23 protein-coding genes are annotated in these 25,075 nt (G+C 61.7%); 15 read left to right on the forward strand and 8 right to left on the reverse strand.

What is annotated here, in order from left to right; genetic code table 11:
• Positions 1–15 precede the first annotated feature (15 nt).
• From NRB16_RS13705 to NRB16_RS13725, 5 genes are all read right to left on the reverse strand, one after another.
• Complete coding sequence (locus NRB16_RS13705; protein WP_045487310.1) at positions 16–2,433, reverse strand: glucose/quinate/shikimate family membrane-bound PQQ-dependent dehydrogenase; 2,418 nt, start codon at positions 2,431–2,433, stop codon at positions 16–18.
• A 227-nt stretch (positions 2,434–2,660) separates the two neighbouring features.
• Positions 2,661–3,911 carry a TIGR03862 family flavoprotein gene (locus NRB16_RS13710; protein WP_257106336.1) on the reverse strand — a complete coding sequence of 417 codons (1,251 nt, stop codon included), beginning with the start codon at positions 3,909–3,911 and terminating at the stop codon, positions 2,661–2,663.
• A 439-nt stretch (positions 3,912–4,350) separates the two neighbouring features.
• Positions 4,351–4,992, reverse strand: a complete 642-nt coding sequence (locus NRB16_RS13715) for an NAD(P)H-binding protein (protein ID WP_253142497.1) — start codon at positions 4,990–4,992, stop codon at positions 4,351–4,353.
• Between the two features lie 42 nt (positions 4,993–5,034).
• Complete coding sequence (locus NRB16_RS13720) at positions 5,035–6,759, reverse strand: C13 family peptidase (protein ID WP_257106337.1); 1,725 nt, start codon at positions 6,757–6,759, stop codon at positions 5,035–5,037.
• Positions 6,760–7,037: 278 nt separating this feature from the next.
• Positions 7,038–7,493 carry a MaoC family dehydratase gene (locus tag NRB16_RS13725; protein ID WP_045487319.1) on the reverse strand — a complete coding sequence of 152 codons (456 nt, stop codon included), beginning with the start codon at positions 7,491–7,493 and terminating at the stop codon, positions 7,038–7,040.
• A gap of 352 nt (positions 7,494–7,845) precedes the next feature.
• Between NRB16_RS13725 and NRB16_RS13730 the strand changes: the two genes are divergently transcribed.
• From NRB16_RS13730 to NRB16_RS13740, 3 genes are read left to right on the forward strand one after another with little or no spacing between them, the layout of a single operon-like run.
• Positions 7,846–8,208, forward strand: a complete 363-nt coding sequence (locus NRB16_RS13730; protein ID WP_045487321.1) for a CidA/LrgA family protein — start codon at positions 7,846–7,848, stop codon at positions 8,206–8,208.
• Complete coding sequence (locus NRB16_RS13735) at positions 8,205–8,921, forward strand: LrgB family protein (RefSeq protein WP_045487324.1); 717 nt, start codon at positions 8,205–8,207, stop codon at positions 8,919–8,921. Before NRB16_RS13730 ends, NRB16_RS13735 begins: the two co-directional genes overlap by 4 nt.
• Before the next feature lie 10 nt (positions 8,922–8,931).
• Entirely contained in the window at positions 8,932–9,522 is a 591-nt protein-coding gene (locus NRB16_RS13740) for an LON peptidase substrate-binding domain-containing protein (protein ID WP_045487327.1), read from the forward strand.
• 264 nt (positions 9,523–9,786) lie between these two features.
• Here the strand turns inward: NRB16_RS13740 and NRB16_RS13745 are convergent, their stop codons facing one another.
• Both NRB16_RS13745 and NRB16_RS13750 read right to left on the reverse strand, forming a co-directional pair.
• A complete protein-coding gene (locus NRB16_RS13745; protein ID WP_257106338.1) occupies positions 9,787–11,109 on the reverse strand; it encodes a bifunctional DedA family/phosphatase PAP2 family protein in 1,323 nt (440 codons plus the stop codon).
• Positions 11,110–11,111: 2 nt separating this feature from the next.
• Positions 11,112–11,795 (reverse strand): DNA-3-methyladenine glycosylase, encoded by a 684-nt coding sequence (locus tag NRB16_RS13750; RefSeq protein ID WP_162484333.1) that lies wholly within the window; start codon positions 11,793–11,795, stop codon positions 11,112–11,114.
• Positions 11,796–12,052: 257 nt separating this feature from the next.
• Between NRB16_RS13750 and NRB16_RS13755 the strand changes: the two genes are divergently transcribed.
• From NRB16_RS13755 to lipA, 12 genes are all read left to right on the forward strand, one after another.
• Positions 12,053–13,324 carry a glutamate-5-semialdehyde dehydrogenase gene (locus NRB16_RS13755; RefSeq protein WP_045487333.1) on the forward strand — a complete coding sequence of 424 codons (1,272 nt, stop codon included), beginning with the start codon at positions 12,053–12,055 and terminating at the stop codon, positions 13,322–13,324.
• A 37-nt stretch (positions 13,325–13,361) separates the two neighbouring features.
• Positions 13,362–14,072 carry a nicotinate-nucleotide adenylyltransferase gene (gene nadD, locus NRB16_RS13760; protein WP_162484352.1) on the forward strand — a complete coding sequence of 237 codons (711 nt, stop codon included), beginning with the start codon at positions 13,362–13,364 and terminating at the stop codon, positions 14,070–14,072.
• A gap of 6 nt (positions 14,073–14,078) precedes the next feature.
• Positions 14,079–14,465 carry a ribosome silencing factor gene (gene rsfS / locus NRB16_RS13765; RefSeq protein WP_045487338.1) on the forward strand — a complete coding sequence of 129 codons (387 nt, stop codon included), beginning with the start codon at positions 14,079–14,081 and terminating at the stop codon, positions 14,463–14,465.
• A 9-nt stretch (positions 14,466–14,474) separates the two neighbouring features.
• On the forward strand, positions 14,475–14,942 hold the full coding sequence (gene rlmH, locus NRB16_RS13770) for a 23S rRNA (pseudouridine(1915)-N(3))-methyltransferase RlmH (protein WP_045487340.1): 468 nt from the start codon (positions 14,475–14,477) through the stop codon (positions 14,940–14,942).
• A gap of 10 nt (positions 14,943–14,952) precedes the next feature.
• Positions 14,953–16,872 carry a penicillin-binding protein 2 gene (gene mrdA, locus NRB16_RS13775; RefSeq protein WP_045487342.1) on the forward strand — a complete coding sequence of 640 codons (1,920 nt, stop codon included), beginning with the start codon at positions 14,953–14,955 and terminating at the stop codon, positions 16,870–16,872.
• Positions 16,873–16,903: 31 nt separating this feature from the next.
• A complete protein-coding gene (rodA, locus tag NRB16_RS13780; RefSeq protein WP_045494235.1) occupies positions 16,904–18,007 on the forward strand; it encodes a rod shape-determining protein RodA in 1,104 nt (367 codons plus the stop codon).
• A 17-nt stretch (positions 18,008–18,024) separates the two neighbouring features.
• Positions 18,025–19,032, forward strand: coding sequence for a lytic murein transglycosylase B (gene mltB, locus NRB16_RS13785; RefSeq protein WP_045487345.1), 1,008 nt, complete (start codon positions 18,025–18,027; stop codon positions 19,030–19,032).
• Positions 19,032–20,039, forward strand: a complete 1,008-nt coding sequence (locus NRB16_RS13790; protein WP_257106339.1) for a septal ring lytic transglycosylase RlpA family protein — start codon at positions 19,032–19,034, stop codon at positions 20,037–20,039. Before mltB ends, NRB16_RS13790 begins: the two co-directional genes overlap by 1 nt.
• 217 nt (positions 20,040–20,256) lie before the next feature.
• On the forward strand, positions 20,257–21,417 hold the full coding sequence (locus NRB16_RS13795; RefSeq protein WP_045487351.1) for a D-alanyl-D-alanine carboxypeptidase family protein: 1,161 nt from the start codon (positions 20,257–20,259) through the stop codon (positions 21,415–21,417).
• A gap of 175 nt (positions 21,418–21,592) precedes the next feature.
• On the forward strand, positions 21,593–21,868 hold the full coding sequence (locus NRB16_RS13800) for a DUF493 domain-containing protein (RefSeq protein ID WP_045487354.1): 276 nt from the start codon (positions 21,593–21,595) through the stop codon (positions 21,866–21,868).
• Positions 21,868–22,515 carry a lipoyl(octanoyl) transferase LipB gene (gene lipB, locus NRB16_RS13805; protein WP_045487357.1) on the forward strand — a complete coding sequence of 216 codons (648 nt, stop codon included), beginning with the start codon at positions 21,868–21,870 and terminating at the stop codon, positions 22,513–22,515. Before NRB16_RS13800 ends, lipB begins: the two co-directional genes overlap by 1 nt.
• A gap of 1 nt (position 22,516) precedes the next feature.
• A complete protein-coding gene (lipA, locus tag NRB16_RS13810; protein WP_045487360.1) occupies positions 22,517–23,524 on the forward strand; it encodes a lipoyl synthase in 1,008 nt (335 codons plus the stop codon).
• A 185-nt stretch (positions 23,525–23,709) separates the two neighbouring features.
• Here lipA and NRB16_RS13815 read toward each other — a convergent pair whose 3' ends face one another.
• Positions 23,710–25,041 carry a lytic murein transglycosylase gene (locus NRB16_RS13815; protein ID WP_045487362.1) on the reverse strand — a complete coding sequence of 444 codons (1,332 nt, stop codon included), beginning with the start codon at positions 25,039–25,041 and terminating at the stop codon, positions 23,710–23,712.
• Between the last annotated feature and the right edge of the window lie 34 nt (positions 25,042–25,075).

Here is a 25,075-nt window from a genome sequence, read left to right on the forward strand (position 1 = left end):
GGGCGAAAGAACGGATTATGGCAGCGCGTAGGCCACGACGTAATCACCGCGTTGCGTCGCCTGGCGCGCACCACCGGCGGTGATCACCACGTATTGCTTGCCGGTTTTGGGCGACACGTAAGTCATCGGTCCACCCTGGCTGCCGACCGGCAGTCGGGCTTTCCAGACTTCTTCACCGTTGGCGCTGTTGAAGGCGCGCAGATAGAAGTCCTGGGTACCGGCGATAAATACCAGACCGCCCTGGGTCGACAGGGTGCCGCCGAGGGTCGGCAGGCCGATCTTGATCGGCAAGCCCATGGCGATGCCAAGGGGGCCGGTGTCTTCCACGGTCCCGACCGGCACTTGCCAGGCGATTTTCTGGGTTTTCATGTCGATGGCGGTCAGGGTGCCGAACGGCGGCGCCTGGCACGGAATGCCGGCCACCGACAGGAAGCGGTTCTTGTTCACCGCATAGGGGGTGCCTTTGAGCGGCACCGCGCCCATGCCGGTGTTGATCGCTTCACCGCCGGAGGAAGCCTTGGCATCTTTCTGCGCAGGAATCATCTGCACCCACAGGCCCAGACGCATGTCGTTGACGAAGATGAAACCGTGCACCGGGTCGGTCGACAGGCCGCCCCAGTTAAGGCCACCCAGCGAGCCCGGGAAACTCAGCGATTTATCGGTACCTGGCGCGGTGTACAGCCCGTCGTAGCGCATCCCCTTGAAGTCGATACGGCACAGCAATTGGTCATACGGCGTGGCGCCCCACATGTCCGACTCGGTTAGCTGCTGGGCGCCGATCTGCGGCATGCCCACCGACTTTGGCTGGCTGGGCGAATACGGCTCGTTGGGGATGTTGCCGGCCTTGACCGGCACTTGATCCACTTGGGTCAGCGGCTGGCCAGTGGCGCGGTCGAGGACGAAGATCTGCCCGGCCTTGGTGCCGATCACCAGTGCCGGCACACTTTTGCCGTCTTTACCGGTGAAGTCGATCAGGCTCGGCTGCATCGGCAGGTCGAAATCCCACAGGTCATTATGGACCGTCTGGTACACCCACTTTTCTGCGCCGCTGGTGGCGTCAAGGGCCAGGATCGAAGCGCCATAGGTGTGATCCAGGCGAGTACGCTCGACACCGTATAGGTCGGTGGACGAACTGCCCATCGGCAGGAACACGGTGTTCATCGCCGGATCGTAGGACATCGGTGCCCAGCTGTTCGGCGTGCTGCGCACGTAGGTCTGGCCTTCGGCCGGTGCGTTGCGCTCTTGCGGGTTGCCCGGGTCGAAGGCCCAGCGCTGTTGCCCGGTGACCACGTCGAAGCCACGAATCACGCCGCCTGGCATGTCGGTCTGGACGTTGTCGGCGACACGTCCGCCGACCACCACCGTGGTGCCGGCCATCAGCGGGGCCGACGACAATTGATAGTGCGAGTCCGGGACATTGCCCAGACCGGCTTTCAGGTCAACCTGACCGTTGTTGCCAAAGCCCTGGCAGAATTCGCCGGTGTCGGCGTCGACGGCGATCAGGCGTGCGTCGATGGTGTTGGTCAGCAGGCGGCGCTGACAGTTGGCGCCGGCCGTTACGTTGACTGCGGTCACCGCTGAATTGCCTGGCTGGCTTGGCTGTACCAGCGCTGCGGTGGCGTCGAAGTACGCCAGGCCCCGGCAGCGCTGCCATACGCCGGATTGAGCGTTGATTTGGTTTTTCCACAGCTCTTTGCCGGTGTCGGCATCCAGCGCAATGATGTTGTTGTGTGGTGTGCAGATAAACACCTTGTTGCCGATTTGCAGCGGGGTGAGCTGGTCTTCGGCGCCATTGCCGTTGCTCTGCGCAATATCACCGGTGCGGTAGGTCCAGGCCACTTGCAGCTTGTCGACATTGCCACGGTTGATCTGGTCCAGCGCAGCAAAGCGGCTGCCACCTTCGGTATTGCCGTAATGCGCCCAGTCTTTTTGCGCGTTGGCCGGGTCCACCGGGGTCAGGCCAGGGCCGCTGCCATTGGGTGCGACACTGGGATGGGCGACAAACATATTGCCCACCGCGATCACCAGTGCGACTGCCAGTACGCCAGCGATGCCATACGGCGCCTTGCCCGGTACGGCACCACTGGCGCGCACCAGCTGTGGATACACCAGCAGGATCACCAGACCCATGACAGAGAACATGAACAGCCGCGAGAACAGCGGCCAGAATTGCAGGCCGGCGTCCAGCACCGCCCAAATGGCCGTGCCGATCAGGAACACTGCGAACAGTTGTGCGCCGAGCGGCTTGCGCAACGCAATCAACAGACCGCAAGCAGCCATAACCAGACCGCCGATCAGGAAATACCAGCTACCGCCCAGACGGACCAGCGAGAAGCCGCCGGCCGCAAGGGCCAGACCAAGCAAAAGGGTAATGATGCCGAGCCCGAGCAGGATGAACCTGACCAGGCCGGAGAGGGGTTGTGGCTGTGTCATTTTGTAGCACCCGTGTTTGAATGCCGGCGATTATAAACATCAAAAACTAACCAGTTAGTTAATTGTTCGAAAATCGCACACTTTTTTACCCGGAGTTTGGAGCCCGGCACGGATTGTGACTTGAAATGCGGTGGGAACGAGCTTGCTCGTGAAGGCGCAATTACCTTCATCACCATCACCGATGTAGGGTCTATACCGGCCTTTGCGTCGCCGCGCTGCCCGGCCGGTTACGGGGTGCGGGGCGAGGTTTGCAACCAGTGCAGCATGCCTTGCGCTGCGGCGCGCCCGCTGGCAAAGCAGGCGGTCAGCAGGTAGCCGCCAGTCGGTGCTTCCCAGTCGAGCATCTCGCCGGCGCAGAAAACCCCAGGCAACGCTTTGAGCATCAGGTGCTGATCCAGGCTTTCGAAGGTTACGCCTCCGGCCGTGCTGATTGCCTCGTCCAGCGGGCGAGTGCGCACCAGTTGCAGGGGCAGGGCTTTGATGGCTTTGGCCAGCGCCTGCGGGTCATCGAACTGCGCCTTGCTGGTCAATTCGCGCAATAGTGCAGCCTTGACGCCTTCCAGGCCCAGTTGGCCGCTCAGGTGTTTGGCCATCGAGCGTGAGCCGCGCGGTTTTTCCAGCGCCGCCTGCACCGCTTGCACGGACTTGCCCGGCAGCAGGTCAATGTGGACAGTCGCTGAGCCAGCGCGATTGATCCCGTCCCGGATCGGCGCTGACAGGGCGTAGACCAGGCTGCCCTCAACCCCGGTTTCGGTCACGACGCACTCCCCTGTGCGCATCGGCAAGTTATCCACAGACATGGCGATGTTTTTCAGTGGCGCGCCGGCGAATTTGCTGCGCAGCACGTCGCTCCAGGTGTTGACCTCGAAGCCGCAGTTACTGGGCTGTAATGCCGCAACCTCAACGCCTTGATCCTGCAGCCAGGGTCGCCAGGCACCGTCGGACCCCAAGCGTGCCCAACTGGCGCCGCCTAGCGCCAGCAGTACCGCATCGGCGCGTTCGCCGCGCTCGGCATCAGGGCCGCGCAGGCGCAGGCTGCCGTCAGGGTTCCAGCCCAGCCAGCGATGCCGGGTGTGCAGATTCACGCCACTGTCGCGCAGACGCTTGAGCCAGGCGCGCAGCAAGGGCGCGGCTTTCATGTCGGCAGGAAATACCCGCCCAGAGCTGCCGATAAAGGTCTCGATGCCCAGCCCATGAATCCACTGACGCAGGGCATCGGCATCGAACGTCTGCAAAAATGGCTCAATCATCGGCGCGCGCTGAGCATAGCGCGACAAGAATGCCGGCCAGGGCTCGGAGTGGGTGATATTCATCCCGCCGACCCCGGCCAGCAGAAACTTGCGCCCCACCGACGGCATGGCGTCGTACAGATCGACCTTGAGACCAGCCTGGCTCAGCACTTCAGCCGCCATCAGACCGGCAGGGCCGCCGCCGATGATGGCAATTGATGAGTAGGCTAGGGCGGTGGGTGAGGTCATGGGCAGGCCGTGGTTGGTGCGAAAAGGGCGGATAGTCTATCCAATCGGAAAATTTTCAAAAGCGTCAGCTTCGGTGAGTACCACTTAGGACAAGTAGGAAACTGATGAGTGATCCAACACCCGTAGCCCCAGGATTCTCTGGCGCTGAACCTGCGCTTGGGTGGATGGGCTGTGTACGATCACCCATAGAGCACAGGCGTTGCTCGCGGACACTATCGCCCCTCAATTTGGGAGGTAGTGGTCTAAGGGCGAAGCGCTAATTTACCTGCTATTTCGCAAGCCTGACATTCTCATCCTCTGGACGGCACATCGATTTTTGATGCCAGGGAGGAAGAAAAGCATCCAGGAGCAAGGCTGAGCCAGCTAAGAAGAATTGGCCGGCTCGCATGCACACATGCCGCTATGCCATGGATCCGCAAGCCGCCCCTACAGTGCAGGGCTACTTGCCTAACTTACGCAACTCATCAGACTCGACAATCCGTACCCCATCCTGTTCTTCCAGCGCCAGGCGCCACAGGGCGCGGGCCAGGCTGCAGGCTTCGATGGCGCCGTACTTGCCCGGCAGCAGCTTGGCGATGGGCGCTGCCAACTGTTCTGCCCAGCGTGTCTCAGGACGGTTGCCGACCAGCAGGGAAGGGCGGGCGATGGTCAGTTGTGGCCAGTGCTGCGCTTGCAGCGCCTGCTCCATCTCGCCTTTTATGCGGTTGTAGAAGACGCTGGACTTCGGGTCGGCACCAATGGCGCTGATCACCAGCAGATGCCGGGCACCCAGCGCACGGGCGCGGGCCGCGAAAGCCAGTACCAGATCCAGGTCGACGGCGCGGAAGGCTTCCTGGGAGCCGGCCTGTTTGATGGTGGTCCCCAGGCAGCAGAAAGCGATATCCACACGGCCATCGAGTTGCGGCAGCAGGCCGGCAAGATCGCCGATAGGGTTTTCCAGGTGCGGATGTTTCACCAGCGGCCGACGGGTCGGGGCCAGGACCCGGCTGACAGTGGGTTCATTGAGCAGGCGATCGAGCAGGTGTTCGCCTGTCAGTCCTGTGGCGCCTGCGAGCAGGATGTGTTGCGGCGTCAAGTACATGATGTTTCTCCCTTGATCTGTCAGAAGAACCGGGTTCTTCGTCTAGCGGCTACTGGAAATCTTCGCATCCTTGCGAGTCAACGTCGTATTCAGCGCGCGTTCTGCCTGGTTTTTGCGCAGTTGTTGCCAGCGGGCGACCACCCCCTTTGGCGCCCATATCTGGGGCTCGGATGCCTCGAAATTGTCTTCGATCTCGCGGCGTGCGACATACGCACTGGCCTGATCGAAAGCCTGTTGCAGGTTATCTGTTTCGACCAGCGCCTTGGCGAATAGTGCATCACCGAAGTAGGTGAAGTCAGCCTCTTCCGTGCAGCCGAACGAAACCCGGTCGGCGCGTGCGGCGGTCATGATCAGCGTACGTTCGTCTTTGAGCGCCGGAATGAACCCGCCGGAATAGCAGGCCGAGATCACGATGATCTTGTCGCGATTGTGCAGCGGCGCCATGACTGTGGCCAGTTGGTCGGCCGGCAGGTCGGACAGTGACAGGCGCGGCTGGTCGAGTACCAGTTGATGATCGTGCGTGCCGTGGCTGGTCAGGTAGAGAAAGATCAGGTCTTCCGGGCCGCTGCGCTGGGCCAGGGTCTGGATCGCCCGGCTGATGGTCTCGCGGGTTGCCATGGGGCGATCGGCCATGTGGTCGCGGTGGTTGACCAGGCTGACCTGGCCGTGAGCGCCAAAGCGGGTCTTGAGCAGGTTGCCGACATAATCCGCCTCGCGCTTGAATACGCTCTGTTTGCCGTCGCCGCCGACCACCAGGCTGTATAGCTCCACCGCCGGGGTTGAGGCCGGCACCGCCTTGAGGGCGTTATCGAGCAGTACACCCTGGGCCAGCAAGCCGGTTTCCAGCGTGTCGGGCAGCAGCTCGCCCTTGGCATCGCGGACCAGTTGGCCATTGGCCCAGACGCCACGCAGCACCGTGCCGTCGGCTTGAGTCAGGGTGCCTTGGCCCTGATAGGTGTCATTGGCGAAACCACCGGTATAGGTGCTGCCATCGGCCAAGTGCAATTTGCCTTCGCCGTTGAAGCGCCAGTTGCTGAACTCGCCCTGATAGCGGCTGCCATCGGTGCCGATCAGTTCGCCTTTGCCGGTGAAGGCGCCTGCGCTGAACTGGCCGCTCCAGACATCGCCGTCGCTGTTCTCATAGCGGCCCTTGCCGTCGAGCTGGTTATCGTGAAAGTTGCCAATGTATTGATCGCCCTCGGCACTGCTGAACGTGCCCTTGCCTTGCAACTGGCCGTTGACGAAGCGGCCGCTGTACTGATTGCCGCTGGCATCGCTGCGCATCCCTTCGCCATTGGGTTTGCCGCGGCTGAACTGGCCCTGATACTGGGTGCCGTCATCCAGCTCCAGGCGGCCGGCGCCGTCGTAAAGGTCAGCCTTGAACCCGCCACGGTAGAGCAGGTCCTTTTCCTTGTAGGTCCCTTCACCCTCACGGCGGCCTTGCTTGAACGCACCCACGTAACTGCTGGTACGGGTGGTCAGAATGCCCTGGCCGCTGTAGAGGCCGTGCTCGAACCCGCCTTTATAGACATCCCCGTTGCTGGCCCGCCATTCACCCTGGCCATGCCACTGGCCGCGGTCGAACTGACCCTGATACCAGCTGCCATTGGGGTAGTCGATACGTCCCTGACCTTGCAGCAGGCCGTTGACCAGATCGCCACGATAGCGTCCGCCATCCGGCAGGCGGCCGTCAGGCGGCAGCAGCGACTCGCCGTCTCCGCAGCCAGCGATCAGGAGGGTCAGTGCCAGTGGGGCAAGCGCGCGCATGTCAGGTCTCAAGGGGTATGAATCGGCAGGGGCGGCCCAGGCTCGTTTCGAGCCTTGATGCCGTGATCAGAAGTATGCCGCAGGCTGTCAGGTTGACGAAACAGTCAGTAATGACTGTTTCGTACCAATAGGGCACCTCTAAAAACTACCTTCGTTGCCACCGTTGCGTTGAAAACAGGCTCAAAATGCTCATTTACAATCCGTAAACTGCGCTCTCTCGCCTGTTTTCGTCTTGCGCTGGCTGCCTCGCCTACGTTTTTAGAGGCACCCAATGGCCATTACACGAAACACAAGGTCAGTGGTTCGGCAATGTAGGCCGGTTTCTCCTGGCCTTCGATTTCCATCGTGGCCGTGCCTTTGAGCAGCCACTGTCCAGGTTTTTTCTCGTTGACCTCGGTCAGTTGCAGCTTCAGGCGCACCCGCGAGCCAACCGCCACCGGCTGAATGAAGCGCACGCTGTCCAGCCCGTAGTTAACCACCATCTTCAGGCCTTCAGGCAGGACCATCAGGTCGCCCATCAGCACCGGGATCAGTGACAGCGACAAAAAACCGTGGGCGATGGTGCCGCCAAACGGGGTCTTCGCGGCCTTGACCGGGTCGACATGGATGAACTGAAAATCGCCGGTGGCTTCGGCAAACAGGTCAATACGCGCCTGGTCGATGCTCAGCCAGTCGGAACATCCCAGTTCCTTGCCAATGTATTGCGTGAGTTGGTGTGCCGGTACATAGGGCATGGTTCTCTCCTTGATAATGAAATCTGCTATGGGGTGTTGACCTCGGCGCAATACTGTTCTGTTAGACCGGTGGTAGCCCGCTTGCTGGCGAAGACGGCGGCACATTCGCAGTAGATGCTGTGATTTTACCGGCCCTTTCGCGACCAAGGTCGCTCCCACAAAGGCATGCGGCGCTTATTTGAACAGTATTGGACCTCGGCGCGGTTGGGATGAAACGGCAACAGCCCCTAATGCAGGACCGCTGAAGATCAGCAGAGCCTGGCCATTAGGTCAAGTCTGCGGGAGTGTTATATGGCCGCAGGTTTGCCATGCTTATAATGAGCCCCGTACATTTGCATTTGCCGGAGTACGCATGCTGCTACGAGGACTGACGGCGCTGGTGTTGTTCCAGTTGCTGGGGACTGCACTCAATCACCTGTTTATCCCCATCCTGCCGGGGCCGATCATTGGCATGATCTTGTTGCTGGGCTTTTTGATGGTGCGCGGGGAGGTCGATGAGCCGATCAGCCAGGCCGCGACCAGTCTGCTGCGTTACCTGCCATTGCTGCTGGTGCCGCCGGCGGTGGGGGTGATGGCTTATGCCGGGGCGATTGCCCGAGACTTCTGGGCGATCTTCGGCACCTTGGTGGTGTCGCTAGTGGTGTCGGTGGTGTTTGTCGGCGTATTGATGCAAAAACTCACCGAGCGCCAGGCCCGCCGTAAGGAAACCCCATGATGCTCGACTGGCACGGCGCCTGGGGGGCGGTGATCAACCACCCGTTGTTTGGCATCGGTATCACGCTGGGCGCCTATCAACTGGCGATGGCCGCATACGAAAAAAGCCGCTTGGTGCTCCTGCAGCCAGTGCTGGTGTCGATGGCCATTCTGATCGGCATTTTATTGGCCTGTGGCCTGAGTTATGAGCAGTACCGCGACAGCACCGCGATCCTCGGCACGTTGCTGGGGCCCGCCACGGTTGCACTTGCCGTGCCGCTTTATCTGAATTTGCGCCGGATTCGTCAGTTGTTATGGCCAACCTTGACTACGCTGGTGCTGGGTGGTGTGTTGGTGACCGGTCTGTGTCTGGCGCTGGGTGAGTTGCTGGGGGCCGATCATATGATCCTCATGACCCTGGCGCCCAAGTCGGTGACGTCACCGATTGCCATGCTGGTGGCCGAGCAAATGGGCGGCGTCGCTGCGCTGGCTGCGGTGTTCGTACTGATTACCGGCGTGCTGGGGGCGATCCTCGGCCCGCTACTGTTGTCATTGAGCGGGGTGGATAATCCTGCTGCGCGCGGCATGGCACTGGGCTTGACCGCCCATGCGGTGGGTACTGCCCAGGCGTTGCAGGAAGGCGAGGAGGCGGGTGCGTTTGCCGCACTGGCCATGAGTCTGATGGGTGTGGCGACGGCGTTGTGTCTGCCGCTGGCGGTCTCTGTTGTCGTGTAAGGAGCTTGTTATGACGTTGCCGCTGTTTCCATTGAACACCGTGTTGTTTCCGGGCTGCGTGCTGGACCTGCAATTGTTCGAGGCCCGCTATCTGGACATGATCGGTCGCTGCATGAAGCGCAATGAAGGCTTCGGCGTGGTGTGCATCACCCAAGGTAGCGAGGTCGGTGTTGCGCCGGGCGGCTACTCGCTGATCGGCTGTGAAGCCTTGGTGCGCGACTTCCAGCAACAGGACAACGGCCTGCTGGGCATCCGTGTGGTGGGTGGGCGACGCTTCCGGGTTGTCAGTGCTGAAGTCCAGCGCGACCAACTGCTGGTCGCCGATGTGCACTGGCTTGAAGATCATCAAGAGCGGCCTTTGCAGGAAGAAGACGCCGACCTGGTGGCGCTGCTGCATGCACTGGCCGAACACCCGATGGTCGCTTCGCTGGACATGGGCCTGGAAGCGGCAGGCCAGCAATCGCTGGGTAACCAACTGGCCTACCTGCTGCCATTCGATGAGCAGGACAAGATCGAACTGCTGGAAATCGACGACCCCGAAGAGCGCCTGGTCGCCATCCAGAGCCTGCTCGACGAAATGCAGGGCGACCTGCAGGCGTAAGCCCGAGCAACGGCCAACCGCCGTTGATCTTGCTTTTGCTCTACGAACCAAGATGGCCCAGACGACGCCGAACGCCAAATCGGCACCGGAGCGAGGGAATCCCGCTTGACGCGGGACTAGCCGTCGCAAGCGTTTTGGTTACTTTGGCGCTCCAAAGTCACTCGCCCAGCAGGGCGAAACCTGAAGTGCAGACAACACGATGAAGGACTTTTCATCAGTCTAAATGTCAACTCGCAGCCAAAGCGGATCGCTTTCCAGTCGTCGCTACATCAGATACTGATACCGCAACACCGCATGCGACAGCGCATTGACCGCAAAACCACCCAGCAAAGCCGTCACCGCCGGCACCAACAGCCACCAGACCCGTGCCGACATGGCCGGCAGCGGCTCGCGGTGCTGAATAATCGTCAGGCTCGCCGCACAGATACCCAGCGCCAGCATCATCCCGGCCAGAATGTCGGTCGGCCAATGCACGCCCAGATAAACCCGCGACAGCGCAATGGCCAGCGCCGGAATGCCCCCCAGCACCAGCCAGGCCAGGCGCAGCCGCACCGGCTGACTGCGGCCAGCGAGCACGGCCAGGGTCATGAACAATGCAAACGCTGCCGAGCTATGCCCGCTGGGCATGCTGTAGGTGGTCAGCGGGTCGACCAGCACCTCTGGCCGGGCGCGGGCAAAGAACGCCTTGAGCGCACCGTTGGCACAAGCAGTGCCGAGCATGGTGACAACCGCGAATGCCGCATGGCGCCACTGCCGGGCAACCAGCAGCACCAGTACCACCAGGGCCGCCGCCAGCAACTGGGTGTGGAAATCACCAATACTGGTCACCAGCAGGACAATGTTCTGCGCCGCCTCGCTGCGATGCTCTTGCACCAGCGTCATCAGGCCCTGATCGAACTTGTCCAGCCACGGCCAGCCGATAAACAGTGCCACCATGGTCACCAGGCACAAGCCACTGATCAGCCGGGTCGCATAGCGTTGCTTGCGCATGCTGCTCTGGATGCTCAGGCCAAACACCACTGCCAGAACCCCGCCGACAACAGCGGCCTCACCCCAGAACCCTTCTGGCAATGGCAGGCGAATGGCAGCACCGGCGGCCCAGCCGGGCAACAGGTAAGCGATTGACCAGCCGATGGTGGCGATGATGCTGACCGCCAGAAAACGCGGAAAGGGCATGTCGCACATGCCGGCAATCATCGGCAGCATGGGCCGCAGCGGGCCGATGAAGCGGCCGACCAGCAGGCTGGCAATACCGTAGCGCTGGAAATACGCCTCGGCACCGGTCATCCACTCCGGGTGCGAACGCAGGCCGGGCAGGCGGCGGATATTCTGGTGAAAGCGCCGGCCCACGGCATACGAAACCAGATCGCCCAGAATACCCCCGGCAAAACCCAGCAGCAGAACGTCGCTGAGGCCCAGAATCCCGCTGCCGGCCAGCGCTGCGATGGCAAACATCAGCACCGTACCGGGGACCACGATCCCGGCAATGGCCACGCACTCAATGAACGCGACGATGAAAATGGCTGCCGCGACCCAGGAAGGGTTGGCGGTCAGCCAGCCGGTAATGCCGTTGAGCCATTCGCCCATGGTCAATTTCCTTGATCCAGAATGAGGTAATCGCGGCCTTCGACCTGACCGCGCCTGAGAGGGTTCCGTGTGCACCAGCGTGCCTGTTCGGCGTCCACGAAACGATACAGCAGGTGTTCGTCACGCCCGGACGGGATGCCCAGGCGGGCAGCCTGAATGATGCGGGGCGGGCGTAGCCCGACGTCTTCGACAAAGATGCGCTCAGGGTCGAAGCGCTTGGCGTCCCACATTGGCACTTTCAGGCCCATGGCCTTGCACAGCAGGGTTTGCCCGGCACACAACCGCTCGGGCGCACGCAGGGCACCACTGGCATCAGGGTTGTTCAGTTGCATCTGTGCCAGGGCATTGGCATCGCTGAACGCATCGACCCAAGGCATGCCCGATTTGATCAGTACGGCGTTGCCCGGCCCTTCGGCGCTGAAATTGAGCGAGTCGCCGCCACGGGCGTAATACATATAGATGTGCCCGCCATCAAGAAACAACGCTTTACGCTTTTCGGTGTAACCCAGCGAGGCATGGCTGCCTTTTTCGGCCAGGTAATAGGCTTCGGTCTCGATGATGCGGGCCGCCAGCCATAAATCACCGACCTTGTGCCGGATGACCTTGCCCAGCAGGTCGCGGGCCAGCAGTTGGGCATCGCGATTGAAGAAGCTGTCGGGCAGGATATTAGGCAGCGCAGTGGGCATGGTGGCTCGCGGGCAAGGGCAGGGCGCCGATCATAGCAAGCGTGCGGCTTTCGCTATCGCGGTTTTTTCAGTGCTTTGTTGTATCGGAAGATGACAAGCCAGTGTTTCAGCGTCGAGCACCCCCCTGTGGGGCTCGATATACCGGGTATTGATGAAGATTTTGCCAGTATCGTAACCATCCGCCTGTCTGCGCTGTCGTTAAGTCGGCCTGACAGCTATAATCGACCGCTTTCTTCGCTGCCAAGACCTCTGAGACCATGACTGAGTCCGTTCTTGACTACATGACCCGCCTTGGACGTGCCGCCCGTGAGGCGTCGCGCGTGATCGGCCGGGCCAGCACTGCGCAAAAGAACCGCGCCCTGCTGGCCACCGCTGCGGCACTCGACGCCGCTCGCGCCGAGCTGACCGCCGCCAACGAACAAGACCTGGCCAATGGCCGGGCCAACGGCCTTGAACCGGCCCTGCTCGACCGCCTGGCCCTGACCCCCGCACGTATCGACAGCATGATCGTCGGGTTGCGTCAGGTTGCCAGCCTCCCCGACCCGGTCGGCGCCATCCGTGACATGAGTCATCGACCCTCCGGCATTCAGGTTGGCAAGATGCGCGTACCGCTGGGCGTGGTCGGCATCATCTATGAGTCGCGGCCGAACGTGACCATCGATGCCGCCAGCCTGTGCCTGAAGTCCGGTAACGCGACCATCCTGCGGGGCGGCTCCGAGGCCATCCATTCCAACCGCGCCGTGGCGACCTGTATCGCCCGGGGCCTCGCCGAAGCCGGTCTGCCGGCCGGTGTCGTGCAGGTGGTCGAGACCACTGACCGTGCGGCGGTCGGCGCGTTGATCAGCATGCCCGAGTTCGTCGATGTGATCGTGCCGCGCGGTGGCAAGGGCCTGATCGAGCGCATCAGCCGTGACGCCCGGGTGCCGGTGATCAAGCATCTGGACGGTATCTGCCATATCTATGTCAGCGCCCATGCGGAGCTGGACAAGGCACAGAAGATCGCCTTCAACGCCAAGACTTACCGTTATGGCATCTGCGGCGCGATGGAGACCCTGCTGGTCGATCAGGCCATTGCCGCCGATTTCTTGCCGCCGATGGCCGCGCAACTGCGCGAAAAGGGCGTCGAGCTGCGCGGTTGTGAGCGGACCCGGGCGTTGATTGATGTAGTGCCGGCCACCGAAGAAGACTGGCACACCGAGTATCTGGCAGCGATCCTGTCGATCCGTGTAGTGGCCAGCCTCGACGAGGCCATCGAGCATATCAATCACTATGGCTCGCACCACAGTGACGGCATCGTCTCCGAGCATCAGGCGCAGATTCGGCGCTTCATGGCTGAAGTCGATTCCAGTTCGGTGATGGTCAACGCACCGACCTGCTTTGCCGACGGCTTCGAGTACGGCCTGGGCGCCGAGATCGGCATCTCCACCGACAAGCTGCATGCTCGCGGCCCTGTGGGGCTCGAAGGCCTGACCTGTGAGAAGTACATCGTGATCGGGGATGGCCAGCTGCGTGGACAGGAGCCCGTCTGAGTTGAGCCTGCCTGACATGAGTGAGCCTGCGCTCGCCCTGCCCAGGCGTATCGGCATGTTGGGCGGCACGTTTGACCCGGTGCATATCGGCCATCTGCGTGGCGCCCTGGAAGTGGCCGAGCTGCTCGAACTCGATGAACTGCGTCTGACGCCCAGTGCCCGGCCCCCGCATCGTGAGTTGCCGAGTGTGACCGCTGAAGACCGCCTGGCCATGGTGCGTAGCGCCGTGGCCGGGGTAGCGCCGTTGACGGTCGATGACCGTGAGTTGCGCCGCAACAAGCCGTCCTACACCGTCGATACCCTGGAGTCGATGCGTGCCGGGATGGCTGCACACGATCAACTGTTTTTGCTGTTGGGCTGGGATGCCTTTTGCAGCTTGCCGTCCTGGCATCGTTGGGAAGAACTGCTGGAGCATTGCCACATCGTGGTGCTGCAGCGGCCCGATGCCGACAGCGAACCGCCTGAAGCCCTGCGCGACCTGGTCGCCGCTCGGGCGGTCGGCGACCCCAAGGCTCTGGACGGGCCGGGCGGGCAGATTACCTTTGTCTGGCAGACGCCGCTGTCGGTGTCTGCCACCCAGATCCGCCAGTCACTGGCGGCAGGCCGATCAGTGCGTTTTCTGGTGCCTGACGCCGTTCTGGCCTATATCGAAGCACACGGTCTGTACCGTGCGCCCAATACCGAGGGAGCACCCGACAATGGCTTGCACGGCAAGCCTGCGGATGTATCCACATTGAAGAGTGAATGAGTGTTCATGAGCAAACAGAAACTGAGCAGTGAAGAAATCGTCGACCTCGCCATCGCGGCCCTGGAAGACGTAAAAGGTACCGATATCCTCAAGATGGACGTGCGCGACAAGACCAGCATCGCCGATTACATGCTGATCTGCACCGGTAGCTCCAACCGTCAGCTCAATGCGCTGGTCGAAAATGTCCGCGAGAAGGTCAAGGCCGCCGGAGTCCAGCCGCTGAGTGAAGAAGGCAAGGGCGACAGCGACTGGGTACTGCTGGACCTGGGTGACGTCGTCGTGCACGTAATGACCGCTGCATCGCGTCAGTTCTATGACCTGGAGCGTCTGTGGCAGGGTGCCGAGCAAAGCCGTGCAGCCAGCGCAGCGCACCATACCCCTGGTCACGAATAAGACCTTGCCGTGCGCATACGCCTGATTGCTGTAGGTTCACGCATGCCCAAGTGGGTGGAAGAAGGCTGGCATGAATATGCCAAGCGCCTGCCACCTGAGCTGGCGCTGGAACTGATAGAGATCCCGCTCAACACCCGTGGCAAGAATGCCGATGTGGCGCGCCTCATCCGGCAGGAAGGCGAGGCCATGCTGGCCAAGGTCCAGCCCGGTGAACGGATCGTGACGCTGGAAGTGCATGGCAAGCCATGGAGCACCGAGCAACTGGCGTGCGAGCTGGATCGCTGGCGGCTGGACGCGCGTACCGTCAACCTTATGGTCGGCGGCCCGGAAGGGCTGGCACCGGAGGTTTGTGCGCGCAGTGAGCAACGCTGGTCGTTGTCGCCGCTGACCTTGCCGCATCCGCTGGTTCGTATCTTGATCGGCGAGCAGATCTACCGCGCCTGGACAGTTCTGTCCGGTCATCCTTACCACAAGTAGTACGTTTCGAATGTCCCAGCCGATCCGCCTCAAAGATCACGAGAAAGACGCCCGCCTGGTGCGCAGCCGTGTTGTGGTCGGGGCTGTGGCCATCGTGCTGCTGGTCTGTGTGCTGATTGCGCGGCTGTATTACCTGCAAGTCATTCAGTACGACTACCACTCGACACTGTCTGAGAACAACCGCGTCCACGTCCAGCCGATTCCGCCGAGCCGTGGCCTGATCTATGACCGTAACGGCGTGGTGATTGCTGACAACCGGCCAAGCTTCAGCCTGAGCGTGACCCGCGAGCGGGCCGGCGACTGGGCCAAGGTGCTCGACACCATCGTCGATGTGCTGCAATTGAGCGCCGATGACCGGGTTATCTTCGAGAAGCGCATGAAGCAGGGCCGGCGGCCGTTCGAGCCGGTGCCGATCCTGTTCGAGCTGACCGAAGAGCAGATTGCTCTGGTCGCGGTGAACCAGTTCCGTCTGCCAGGGGTGGAAGTGGTCGCCCAGTTGGTCCGGCACTATCCGCAAGGCCCGCACTTCGCCCACTCGGTAGGCTATGTCGGGCGGATCAACGAGAAAGAGCTCAAGACCCTCGACCCGATCAACTACAGCGGCACGCACCATATCGGCAAGACCGGCATCGAGCGTTTCTACGAAAACGAACTGCATGGCCAGGTCGGCTACGAAGAAGTCGAGACCAACGCCCGTGGTCGGGTGCTGCGGGTGCTCAAGCGTACCGACCCGGTGCCGGGCAAGGACATCGTGCTGGGCCTGGACATCCACCTGCAGGAAGCCGCCGAGGCGGCGCTGGGCGGGCGTCGCGGCGCCGTCGTGGCGCTGGACCCGAACACCGGGGAAGTGCTGGCGATGGTTAGTGCACCGAGCTTCGACCCGAACCTGTTCGTCACCGGGATCAGCTTCAAGGCCTACGCCGAGTTGCGTGATTCGATTGACCGGCCGTTGTTCAACCGCATCCTGCGCGGCCTCTACCCGCCGGGCTCGACCATCAAGCCGGCGGTGGCCATCGCCGGTCTGGATGGCGGGGCGGTGACGCCGACTTCCAGGGTGTTCGACCCCGGTTATTACCAGTTGCCCAACTATGACCACAAATACCGTAACTGGAACCGCTCCGGTGACGGCTGGGTGGATATGGACACCGCGATCATGCGCTCCAACGACACCTACTTCTACGATCTGGCCCACAAGCTGGGCATCGACAAGCTGTCGACCTACATGAACAAGTTCGGGATTGGCCAGAAGGTCTCGCTGGACATGTTCGAAGAGTCTCCCGGCCTGATGCCTTCGCGTGAGTGGAAGCGCACCACCCGCCGCCAGCCGTGGTTCCCCGGCGAGACCCTGATTCTCGGTATCGGTCAGGGCTACATGCAGGCCACGCCGCTGCAACTGGCCCAGGCCACGGCACTGGTGGCCAGTAAAGGCAAGTGGATCCGTCCGCACCTGGCCAAGACCATCGAAGGTCAGACACCGGTGGACGAGAACCCGATACCGGACATCATCCTGCGCGACCCGAACAACTGGGCCAGGGTCAACCACGGCATGCAGGAAGTGATGCACGGTGCCCGCGGTACTGCGCGCAAGGCGTCGATTGGCGCTCAGTACCGGATTGCCGGCAAGAGCGGTACCGCTCAGGTGGTGGCGATCAAGCAGGGCGAGAAGTACGACCGCAGCAAGGTTCAGGAGCGCCATCGCGACCACGCCTTGTTCGTCGGTTTCGCGCCGGCCGACAACCCCCGGATCGTCGTGGCGGTGATGGTCGAAAACGGTGAGTCCGGTTCCGGGGTCGCGGCGCCGGTGGTGCGGCAGGTGATGGATGCCTGGCTGCTCGACGGCAACGGTCATCTGAAAGCCGAATATGCCGGCTCGTTCAATCCTGAGCGCGGCTCTGCGCCTGTTGTGGAGGCCACCGGCCGTGAAGAGTAATTTCGACCGGGTGCTGTCCAGCGAAGACGTGATGCGTCGCCGGGCGACGCTGCTGCAGCGCATTCATATCGACGGGCCATTGCTGGTGCTGCTGCTGATTCTGGCGGCCGGCAGCCTGTTCGTGCTGTATTCGGCCAGCGGCAAGAACTGGGATCTGCTGCTCAAACAGGCCAGTTCGTTCGGCATCGGCATGGTGGCGATGGTCATCATCGCCCAGTTCGAACCCCGGTTCATGGCCCGCTGGGTGCCGGTCGGCTATGTGGTTGGCGTGCTGTTACTGGTGGTGGTCGACATCATGGGCCATAACGCCATGGGGGCGACCCGCTGGATCAACATCCCCGGGGTGATCCGCTTCCAGCCCTCGGAGTTTCTCAAGATTCTCATGCCGGCCACGATTGCCTGGTATCTGTCCAAGCGCAGCCTGCCGCCGCAGCTCAAGCATGTGGTGGTCAGTCTTGGCCTGATCGGCGTTCCCTTTGTGCTGATCGTGCGTCAGCCTGACCTGGGCACCTCATTGTTGATCCTGGCCTCCGGTGCTTTCGTGCTGTTCATGGCCGGGTTGCGCTGGCGCTGGATTCTGAGTGTGGTGGCGGCCATCGTGCCCGCTTCTGTGGTCATGTGGATGTTCTTCATGCATGACTACCAGAAACAGCGGGTACTGACCTTCCTTGATCCGGAAAGCGACCCGCTGGGCACCGGCTGGAACATCATCCAGTCCAAGGCGGCGATTGGTTCGGGCGGCGTATTCGGCAAAGGCTGGCTGCTGGGCACCCAGTCGCACCTGGACTTTCTGCCAGAGAGCCACACCGACTTCATCATTGCGGTGCTCGGTGAAGAGTTCGGCCTGGTCGGCATCTGCGCGCTGCTGATCGTCTACCTGCTGTTGATTGGTCGTGGGCTGGTGATCACCGCCCAGGCCCAGACGCTGTTCGGCAAGTTGCTGGCCGGAGCACTGACCATGACCTTCTTTGTATACGTCTTCGTCAACATCGGCATGGTCAGCGGTCTGCTGCCGGTGGTGGGGGTTCCATTGCCCTTCATTAGTTATGGCGGAACTTCACTCGTGACCTTGCTGTCAGCGTTTGGCGTTTTGATGTCGATTCATACCCACCGCAAATGGATTGCACAGGCTTGATTAAGGTGAACTATTCAATGCAAGCAGCGCGCAACCTGGCTCGCTACGTACCGCTGGTCAGCCTGATGAGCCTCCTGGGCTCGCTTCAGGAGGCTGTGGCCGGTTCCTACGATGGCTCGCCGCAGGTCGCCGAGTTTGTCGCCGAGATGACCCGCGACTACGGCTTTGCCGGCGAACAACTGGTGGGTGTGTTCCGTGATGTGGAGCGCAAGCAGGCAATTCTCGATGCGATCTCCCGGCCAGCGGAGCGGGTCAAGCCGTGGAAAGAATACCGGCCGATGTTCATCACCGAAGCGCGGATCGCCCGTGGCGTGGATTTCTGGCGTCAGCACGAGGCCACCTTGGCACGTGCCGAGCGCGAGTACGGAGTGCCTGCCCAAGTCATTGTCGCGATCATCGGCGTAGAAACATTTTTCGGTCGTAATACCGGTAATTACCGGGTGATCGATGCACTTTCGACCCTGGGTTTCGACTATCCGCCACGCGCCACGTTCTTTCGCAAAGAGCTGCGCGAGTACCTGCTGCTGGCCCGTGAACAGCAGATCGACCCGCTGACCATCAAGGGCTCCTATGCCGGGGCGATGGGGCTGCCGCAGTTCATGCCCAGCAGCTTTCGCGCCTATGCGGTAGATTTCGACGGTGATGGCCATATCAACATCTGGACTGATCCGGACGATGCCATCGGCAGTGTTGCCAGTTATTTCAAGCGTCACGGCTGGGCAGCGGGCCAGCCAGTGGTCAGCCGCGCCAATGTCTCGGGCGCGCAAGCCGAGCAGGGCCTGAGCCCTGGGCTTGATCCGGTCATGAGCCTGGGAGAGTTGCGAGGCCTGGGCTGGGCAAGTCATGATGCGCTGCGCGATGACCTGCCAGTGACCGCGTTTCGCCTGGAGGGTGACAACGGGCCCGAATACTGGATAGGGTTGAACAATTTTTACGCGATCACTCGCTATAACCGGAGTGTGATGTACGCCATGGCCGTGCATCAGCTCTCCGAATCTCTGGTTCAAGCTCGAGGCGTCAAGTAATGCGGGCAAGTACCTCATTCAAATTGCTGGTGTATGTCGGGATCGGTCTGGTGCTTGCCAGTTGCTCGTCGTCCAGCCGCTCACCGCAACACAGCGGCAGTCAGGCCGTGCGCTCTGCGCCGGGGCTGGACATCAACCGCGCCCACAAGGATGGCGCGCCATGGTGGGATGTGGATATCTCGAAGATTCCCGACGCCACCCCGACCCTGCACACCGGTGCCTTCAAGGCCAACCCCTACACCGTGTTGGGCAAGAGTTATTTTCCGATGAACGATGGTCGGCGCTATGTGGCCACCGGTACGGCATCCTGGTATGGCACCAAGTTCCACGGCCAGAACACCGCCAACGGCGAAGTCTATGACCTGTATGGCATGAGTGCCGCGCACAAGACCTTGCCGCTGCCGACCTACGTGAAGGTCACCAACCTCGACAACAACCGCACTGTGGTACTGCGGGTCAACGATCGCGGGCCGTTCTATTCGGACCGGATCATCGATCTGTCCTATGCTGCGGCCAAGAAGCTTGGCTATGCCGAAAGCGGCACGGCGCGGGTCAAGGTCGAAGGCATCGATCCTCAGGAGTGGTGGGCCCAGCGTGGCCGCTCGGCGCCGTTGATGATGGCCCAGGCACAGCCGGCTCCCAAGCCCGCCGCGCCGGTGATCACTGCCTCGGCCGGGACCATCGAGCAATGGACACCGCCGCCTCAGCAACACGCCGCGCCGCCTGTACCCTTGCAGGACGAGGCAAAAAAAAACGCTTCAGGATCAGCCGATGGGCTGTTTCTCCAGGTCGGAGCCTTCGCCAATCCGGATGCTGCGGAGCTGCTGCGCTCGAAGCTGAGCACGATGGTCCGCGCACCGGTGTTCGTCAGTTCCATCGCCCGCAACCAGCAGACGCTCTATCGCGTGCGGATGGGGCCGGTGGCGACGCAGGGTGAGGCCCAGCAACTGCAGGACAGCATAAGGTCGGCCAACCTGGGGCAACCCAGTGTGGTAACCGCCGATTGATCCACCGCTGCCGGCGACATGTGCGCCGGTGGTGCGCAGCGTGCCTCAATCTGCCGTGCAGAGCAGGAGGCGGCGTTGTAGACGGCAATGCCCTGTGGGGCTTGCCTGCCAGGTTTGGCCTGGCATTACGGGACCTCGTGGGCGGCGCTGCCTGCGACGGATCCTTGAGTTTTGCCCGCGAGGGCATATCTGCCCATTCAGCAATTTCGAGAGACGGATGAACATCACAACCTTCGCAAAACGTCTGTGCCTGCTAGTGCCACTGATGATCGCCCCCACTGCATGGGCCGTAGAGCAGATGACACCGGCTGCACCGCAGTTGGCCGCCAAGTCCTACGTGCTGATGGATGCCGCCAGCGGTAACGTTCTGGTGGAGAGCAACGGCGACCAGCGTCTGCCGCCAGCCAGCCTGACCAAACTGATGACCGCCTATATCGCGACCCTGGAAATCCGTCGTGGCCAGATCGGTGAAAATGACCCGGTAACCGTCAGTGAAAATGCCTGGCGCACCGGTGGCTCGCGGATGTTCATCAAGGTTGGCAGCCAGGTCAGCGTCAGTGATCTGCTGCACGGCGTGATCATTCAGTCGGGTAACGATGCCAGTGTGGCGATTGCCGAGCACATCGCCGGCAGTGAAGACGCGTTTGCCGACCTGATGAACAAGACCTCGGCCGACCTCAAGCTGACCAACACCCACTTCATGAACCCCACCGGCCTGCCGCACCCCGAGCACTACTCCTCGGCGCACGACATGGCCAAGCTGGCCCGCGCGATCATCAACGAAGATCCGGCGCACTATGCGATCTACTCGCAGAAAGAGTTCTTCTGGAACGGCATCAAGCAGCCTAACCGTAACCTGCTGCTGTGGCGCGACAAGACAGTTGATGGCCTGAAGACCGGTCACACCGAAGAGGCTGGCTACTGCCTGGTGTCGTCGGCGGTACGTGATGGCACTCGTCTGATCGCCGTGGTCTTCGGCACCAACAGCGAGCAGGCCCGTGCGGCTGAAACCCAGAAGCTGCTGACCTACGGTTTCCGTTTCTTCGAAACCCAGAACTTCTACCAGAAAGGCCAAGAGCTGGCCCAGGCTCCGGTCTGGAAAGGTGCAACACGTCAGGTCAAGGCTGGCCTGGCGTCGGATCTGAGCCTGACCATGCCTAAAGGGCAAATGAAGAAGCTGTCGGCCAGCATGACCATGAATCCGCAGCTCATCGCGCCTATCGCCAAAGGCGATGTTATCGGCAAGGTTGAAGTGCGCATGGACGACAAAGTGATACACACCGCTGACCTGATCGCACTCGATGCTGTTGAGGAAGGTGGCTTTTTCCGCCGCGTGTGGGATAGCATTCGCCTGTTCTTCTTCGGCCTGTTCAATTAATTCGGGTTCGCACGCAGATCGCGAGCCTGGGTCAGGCAAGCCGCTCCGTTACGGCGCCTGACCCCGCGTAACCGATTATTGTGTGTGCCCTGATCAATGCCGATCTTTTCGCCGCTTGTCCTTGCCTGGGACCAGCGGCGTGTCCGTCTTTACGGCTTGTGAGACCTTTACTGCCATGACCGATACCGACGTCCAGTCGCCAAAAATCGAGTTTCCCTGCAACGACTACCCGATCAAGGTGATCGGTGATACCGGTGTGGGCTTTACTGATACTGTGATCGAGATCCTCAGCAAGTACGCCACGGTGGATATCGACACCCTGGCCGAGCGCCAAAGCAGCAACGGCAAGTACACCACGGTACAACTGCACATCGTCGCCACCGGCGAAGAGCAACTGCGCGATATCAACAGCGCCTTGCGCGCGACAGGTATCGTGCACATGGTGCTCTGATGAGCGATGTACTGGGCATTCGTGAACTGGGTCTGGTCGATTACCGCCAGGCCTGGCAGGCGATGCAGCGTTTTACCGACACCCGTAGCCGCGAGGCTGCCGATGAGGTCTGGCTGGTCGAGCACCCGCCGGTATTTACCCAGGGGCAGTCCGGCAAGGCCGAGCATCTGCTGTTGCCCGGAGATATTCCGGTCGTGCAGGTCGATCGTGGTGGCCAGGTGACTTATCATGGCCCTGGTCAACTGGTTGCCTATCTGCTGCTGGATGTCAGGCGCAAGGGCTGTGGTGTTCGCGATCTTGTTACCCGGATCGAGAACAGCCTGATCCAGTTGCTGGGCAGCTACGGTGTTACTGCAGCGGCCAAGGCCGATGCACCAGGTGTCTATGTCGACGGCGCGAAAATCGCGTCGCTCGGCCTGCGCATTCGCAACGGTTGTTCGTTTCATGGCCTGGCGTTGAACGTCGACATGGACCTGGAACCGTTCCGGCGCATCAATCCCTGCGGTTATGCGGGGCTGAAGATGACCCAGCTGAGCGAACATGCCGGGTCAATAGAATTTGCCGAGGTAAGTGCCCGGCTGCGTGCGCAGCTCGTCAGACACCTCGACTATGCTGAGCAGGCGACCCTTACGGGCGGAATAGACTGATATGACTGAAACCGTGCAAACCCTGATCCCCGCGCTCGACATTTCCGAACGCGCGCCCCGTCCCAAAGTCGAAGCCGGCGTGAAGCTGCGCGGCGCGGAAAAAGTCGCACGCATCCCGGTCAAGATCATTCCGACCGTAGAACTGCCGAAAAAACCCGACTGGATTCGCGTCCGTATCCCGGTTTCGCCGGAAGTCGACCGCATCAAGCAATTGCTGCGCAAGCACAAGCTGCACAGTGTCTGTGAAGAGGCGTCCTGCCCGAACCTTGGCGAGTGCTTCTCCGGTGGCACCGCGACGTTCATGATCATGGGCGACATCTGCACCCGTCGTTGCCCGTTCTGCGACGTGGGCCATGGTCGTCCGAAGCCACTGGACGTCGATGAGCCGCACAACCTGGCGGTGGCCATCGCCGACCTGCGCCTGAAGTACGTGGTGATCACCTCCGTCGACCGCGACGACCTGCGCGACGGCGGTGCCCAGCACTTCGCTGACTGTATCCGCGAAATCCGCGCCCTGTCGCCCAACGTGCAACTGGAAACCCTGGTGCCTGACTACCGTGGGCGGATGGACGTGGCCCTGGAAATCACCGCAGCCGAGCCGCCGGATGTGTTCAACCACAACCTGGAAACCGTACCGCGCCTGTACAAAGCTGCGCGGCCGGGTTCGGACTATCAGTGGTCGCTGACCCTCCTGCAACGCTTCAAGCAGATGGTGCCGCATGTACCGACCAAATCCGGTCTGATGCTGGGCCTGGGCGAGACCGACGACGAAGTGATCGAGGTCATGCAGCGCATGCGCGAACATGACATCGACATGCTGACCCTGGGTCAGTACCTGCAACCTTCGCGCAACCACCTGCCGGTGCAACGCTTCGTACACCCCGACACCTTTGCCTGGTTCGCCGAGGAAGGCTACCGCATGGGCTTCAAGAACGTCGCCTCCGGCCCGTTGGTCCGCTCTTCGTACCACGCTGACGAGCAAGCCAAGATCGCCAAGAAAGCCCTGTGATCCCAGGCTGAAAAGCAAAAGGGCCGGATAGTGATATCCGGCCCTTTTTATTTGTGCTGTCTGTTGCTGTTGATTGCGCTTGCTCCTGGAGCCGATATTAGCCAGGCGCCGCCCAATGCTGGATCGGCGCCGTGGCGGGTAGCGGCAGCAGACGGCGTTTCGCAAGCCGCCCCGGCCGATCTGAATCAGGATGCGGGCTTGCGCAGGGCGTTGAGCAACTCATGGGTCGGATAGCCGTCCGCCGGCCAGCCAAAGGCCTGCTGGGCGCTGCGGATCGCCTTGCGGGTATTGGCACCGATTATCCCGTCCGGCGCGCCAGCGTCGTACTGACGGGCACTGAGCAGGCTCTGCAACTCGATACGCTCGGAGCGGCTCAACGGCAGATCGCTCTTTGGCCAGTTGCCTACGATAAACCCTGCGCCCTTGAGCCGATCGGCCAGCAGGTTGATCGCCATCGCGTAAGAGGTTGAGTTGTTGTACTTGAGCACGGCGCGGAAGTTGTCCAGCACCAGGAAGGCCGGGCCACGATAGCCCGCTGGCAAAAGCAACGAGGCCTGTTGCTGGCTGGCCGCCAATGGTAGCGCCGAGCCGTCGGGCAGTTTGACCCCCAGCGCCTGCCACTGCGCCAGGTTCTTGCGCACTGTCGGGTCGGCCAGGGCATAGTCGAAATCGCCGCCCAGCACCACTTCATAACCCCAAGGCTGGCCACGTTGCCAGCCTGAGCTTTGCAGGTAATGGGCAGCGGATGCCAGGGCATCTACCGGGCTGTTCCAGATATCACGGCGGCCGTCACCGTCGAAGTCCACCGCATGGGTGTGGTAAGTGGTGGGCATGAATTGGGTCTGGCCCATGGCGCCGGCCCAGGAACCCAGCATGCGTTCCGGGGTGATATCACCTTGCTGAAGAATCTGCAGCGCCGCGAGCAGCTGGTTTTGCGCGAAGGCCGGGCGCCGGCCTTCATAAGCCAGGGTCGCCAGCGAGCGGATCACCGACTGTGAGCCCTGGAACTGGCCGAAGTTGCTCTCCATGCCCCAGACCGCTACCAGCGCCTGGCGGTCGACGCCATAGCGCTGCTCAATGCTCTGCAGCTCGCTGGCGTACTGGGTCAGCAGCGCCTGGCCCTTGCGCACCCGGGAATTGGAAATGGCGTTATCGAGGTACTCCCACACCGGCCGGCTGAACTCGGGCTGGCTGCGGTCGGCCTTGACCACGCTCATGTCCGGCGTCACCCCGGCGAAGGCCTTGTCGAACACCTCACCACGGATGCCGGCCTGCAAGGCCTGGTTGCGAAAGCCCGACTGCCATTCGGCAAAGCTGATGGTCGGCGCGATCGCCAGATTCTGGTCGACCTGCAGCGGAGCGACTGGCGTCAGAACCGCTGGAGCATTGGTTTTGCTGGTTTGCAGAGGCGTGGCATCGGCGGCGGTGGGCTTTTCAGCGCAGGCGACCAGTGCAACGAGGCTGGAGGCGGCGATCAGCTGGCGCAACGGCCAGGGCTGGGTCAAACAGAAATGCATGCTGGGGTCCAGAAAGGAATACCGTTTAGATGCA

Origin of the sequence: Pseudomonas sp. LJDD11, assembly GCF_024584215.1 — a bacterium.
Lineage (GTDB): Bacteria > Pseudomonadota > Gammaproteobacteria > Pseudomonadales > Pseudomonadaceae > Aquipseudomonas.

Bases quoted from the DNA above. Each gene is read 5' to 3' on its own strand.
- NRB16_RS13705 (WP_045487310.1), bottom strand. From the start codon at position 2,433: ATGACACAGCCACAACCCCTCTCCGGCCTGGTCAGGTTCATCCTGCTC.
- NRB16_RS13710 (WP_257106336.1), bottom strand. From the start codon at position 3,911: ATGACCTCACCCACCGCCCTAGCCTACTCATCAATTGCCATCATCGGC.
- NRB16_RS13715 (WP_253142497.1), bottom strand. From the start codon at position 4,992: ATGTACTTGACGCCGCAACACATCCTGCTCGCAGGCGCCACAGGACTG.
- NRB16_RS13720 (WP_257106337.1), bottom strand. From the start codon at position 6,759: ATGCGCGCGCTTGCCCCACTGGCACTGACCCTCCTGATCGCTGGCTGC.
- NRB16_RS13725 (WP_045487319.1), bottom strand. From the start codon at position 7,493: ATGCCCTATGTACCGGCACACCAACTCACGCAATACATTGGCAAGGAA.
- NRB16_RS13730 (WP_045487321.1), top strand. From the start codon at position 7,846: ATGCTGCTACGAGGACTGACGGCGCTGGTGTTGTTCCAGTTGCTGGGG.
- NRB16_RS13735 (WP_045487324.1), top strand. From the start codon at position 8,205: ATGATGCTCGACTGGCACGGCGCCTGGGGGGCGGTGATCAACCACCCG.
- NRB16_RS13740 (WP_045487327.1), top strand. From the start codon at position 8,932: ATGACGTTGCCGCTGTTTCCATTGAACACCGTGTTGTTTCCGGGCTGC.
- NRB16_RS13745 (WP_257106338.1), bottom strand. From the start codon at position 11,109: ATGGGCGAATGGCTCAACGGCATTACCGGCTGGCTGACCGCCAACCCT.
- NRB16_RS13750 (WP_162484333.1), bottom strand. From the start codon at position 11,795: ATGCCCACTGCGCTGCCTAATATCCTGCCCGACAGCTTCTTCAATCGC.
- NRB16_RS13755 (WP_045487333.1), top strand. From the start codon at position 12,053: ATGACTGAGTCCGTTCTTGACTACATGACCCGCCTTGGACGTGCCGCC.
- rsfS (WP_045487338.1), top strand. From the start codon at position 14,079: ATGAGCAAACAGAAACTGAGCAGTGAAGAAATCGTCGACCTCGCCATC.
- mrdA (WP_045487342.1), top strand. From the start codon at position 14,953: ATGTCCCAGCCGATCCGCCTCAAAGATCACGAGAAAGACGCCCGCCTG.
- rodA (WP_045494235.1), top strand. From the start codon at position 16,904: ATGCGTCGCCGGGCGACGCTGCTGCAGCGCATTCATATCGACGGGCCA.
- mltB (WP_045487345.1), top strand. From the start codon at position 18,025: ATGCAAGCAGCGCGCAACCTGGCTCGCTACGTACCGCTGGTCAGCCTG.
- NRB16_RS13790 (WP_257106339.1), top strand. From the start codon at position 19,032: ATGCGGGCAAGTACCTCATTCAAATTGCTGGTGTATGTCGGGATCGGT.
- NRB16_RS13795 (WP_045487351.1), top strand. From the start codon at position 20,257: ATGAACATCACAACCTTCGCAAAACGTCTGTGCCTGCTAGTGCCACTG.
- NRB16_RS13800 (WP_045487354.1), top strand. From the start codon at position 21,593: ATGACCGATACCGACGTCCAGTCGCCAAAAATCGAGTTTCCCTGCAAC.
- lipB (WP_045487357.1), top strand. From the start codon at position 21,868: ATGAGCGATGTACTGGGCATTCGTGAACTGGGTCTGGTCGATTACCGC.
- lipA (WP_045487360.1), top strand. From the start codon at position 22,517: ATGACTGAAACCGTGCAAACCCTGATCCCCGCGCTCGACATTTCCGAA.
- NRB16_RS13815 (WP_045487362.1), bottom strand. From the start codon at position 25,041: ATGCATTTCTGTTTGACCCAGCCCTGGCCGTTGCGCCAGCTGATCGCC.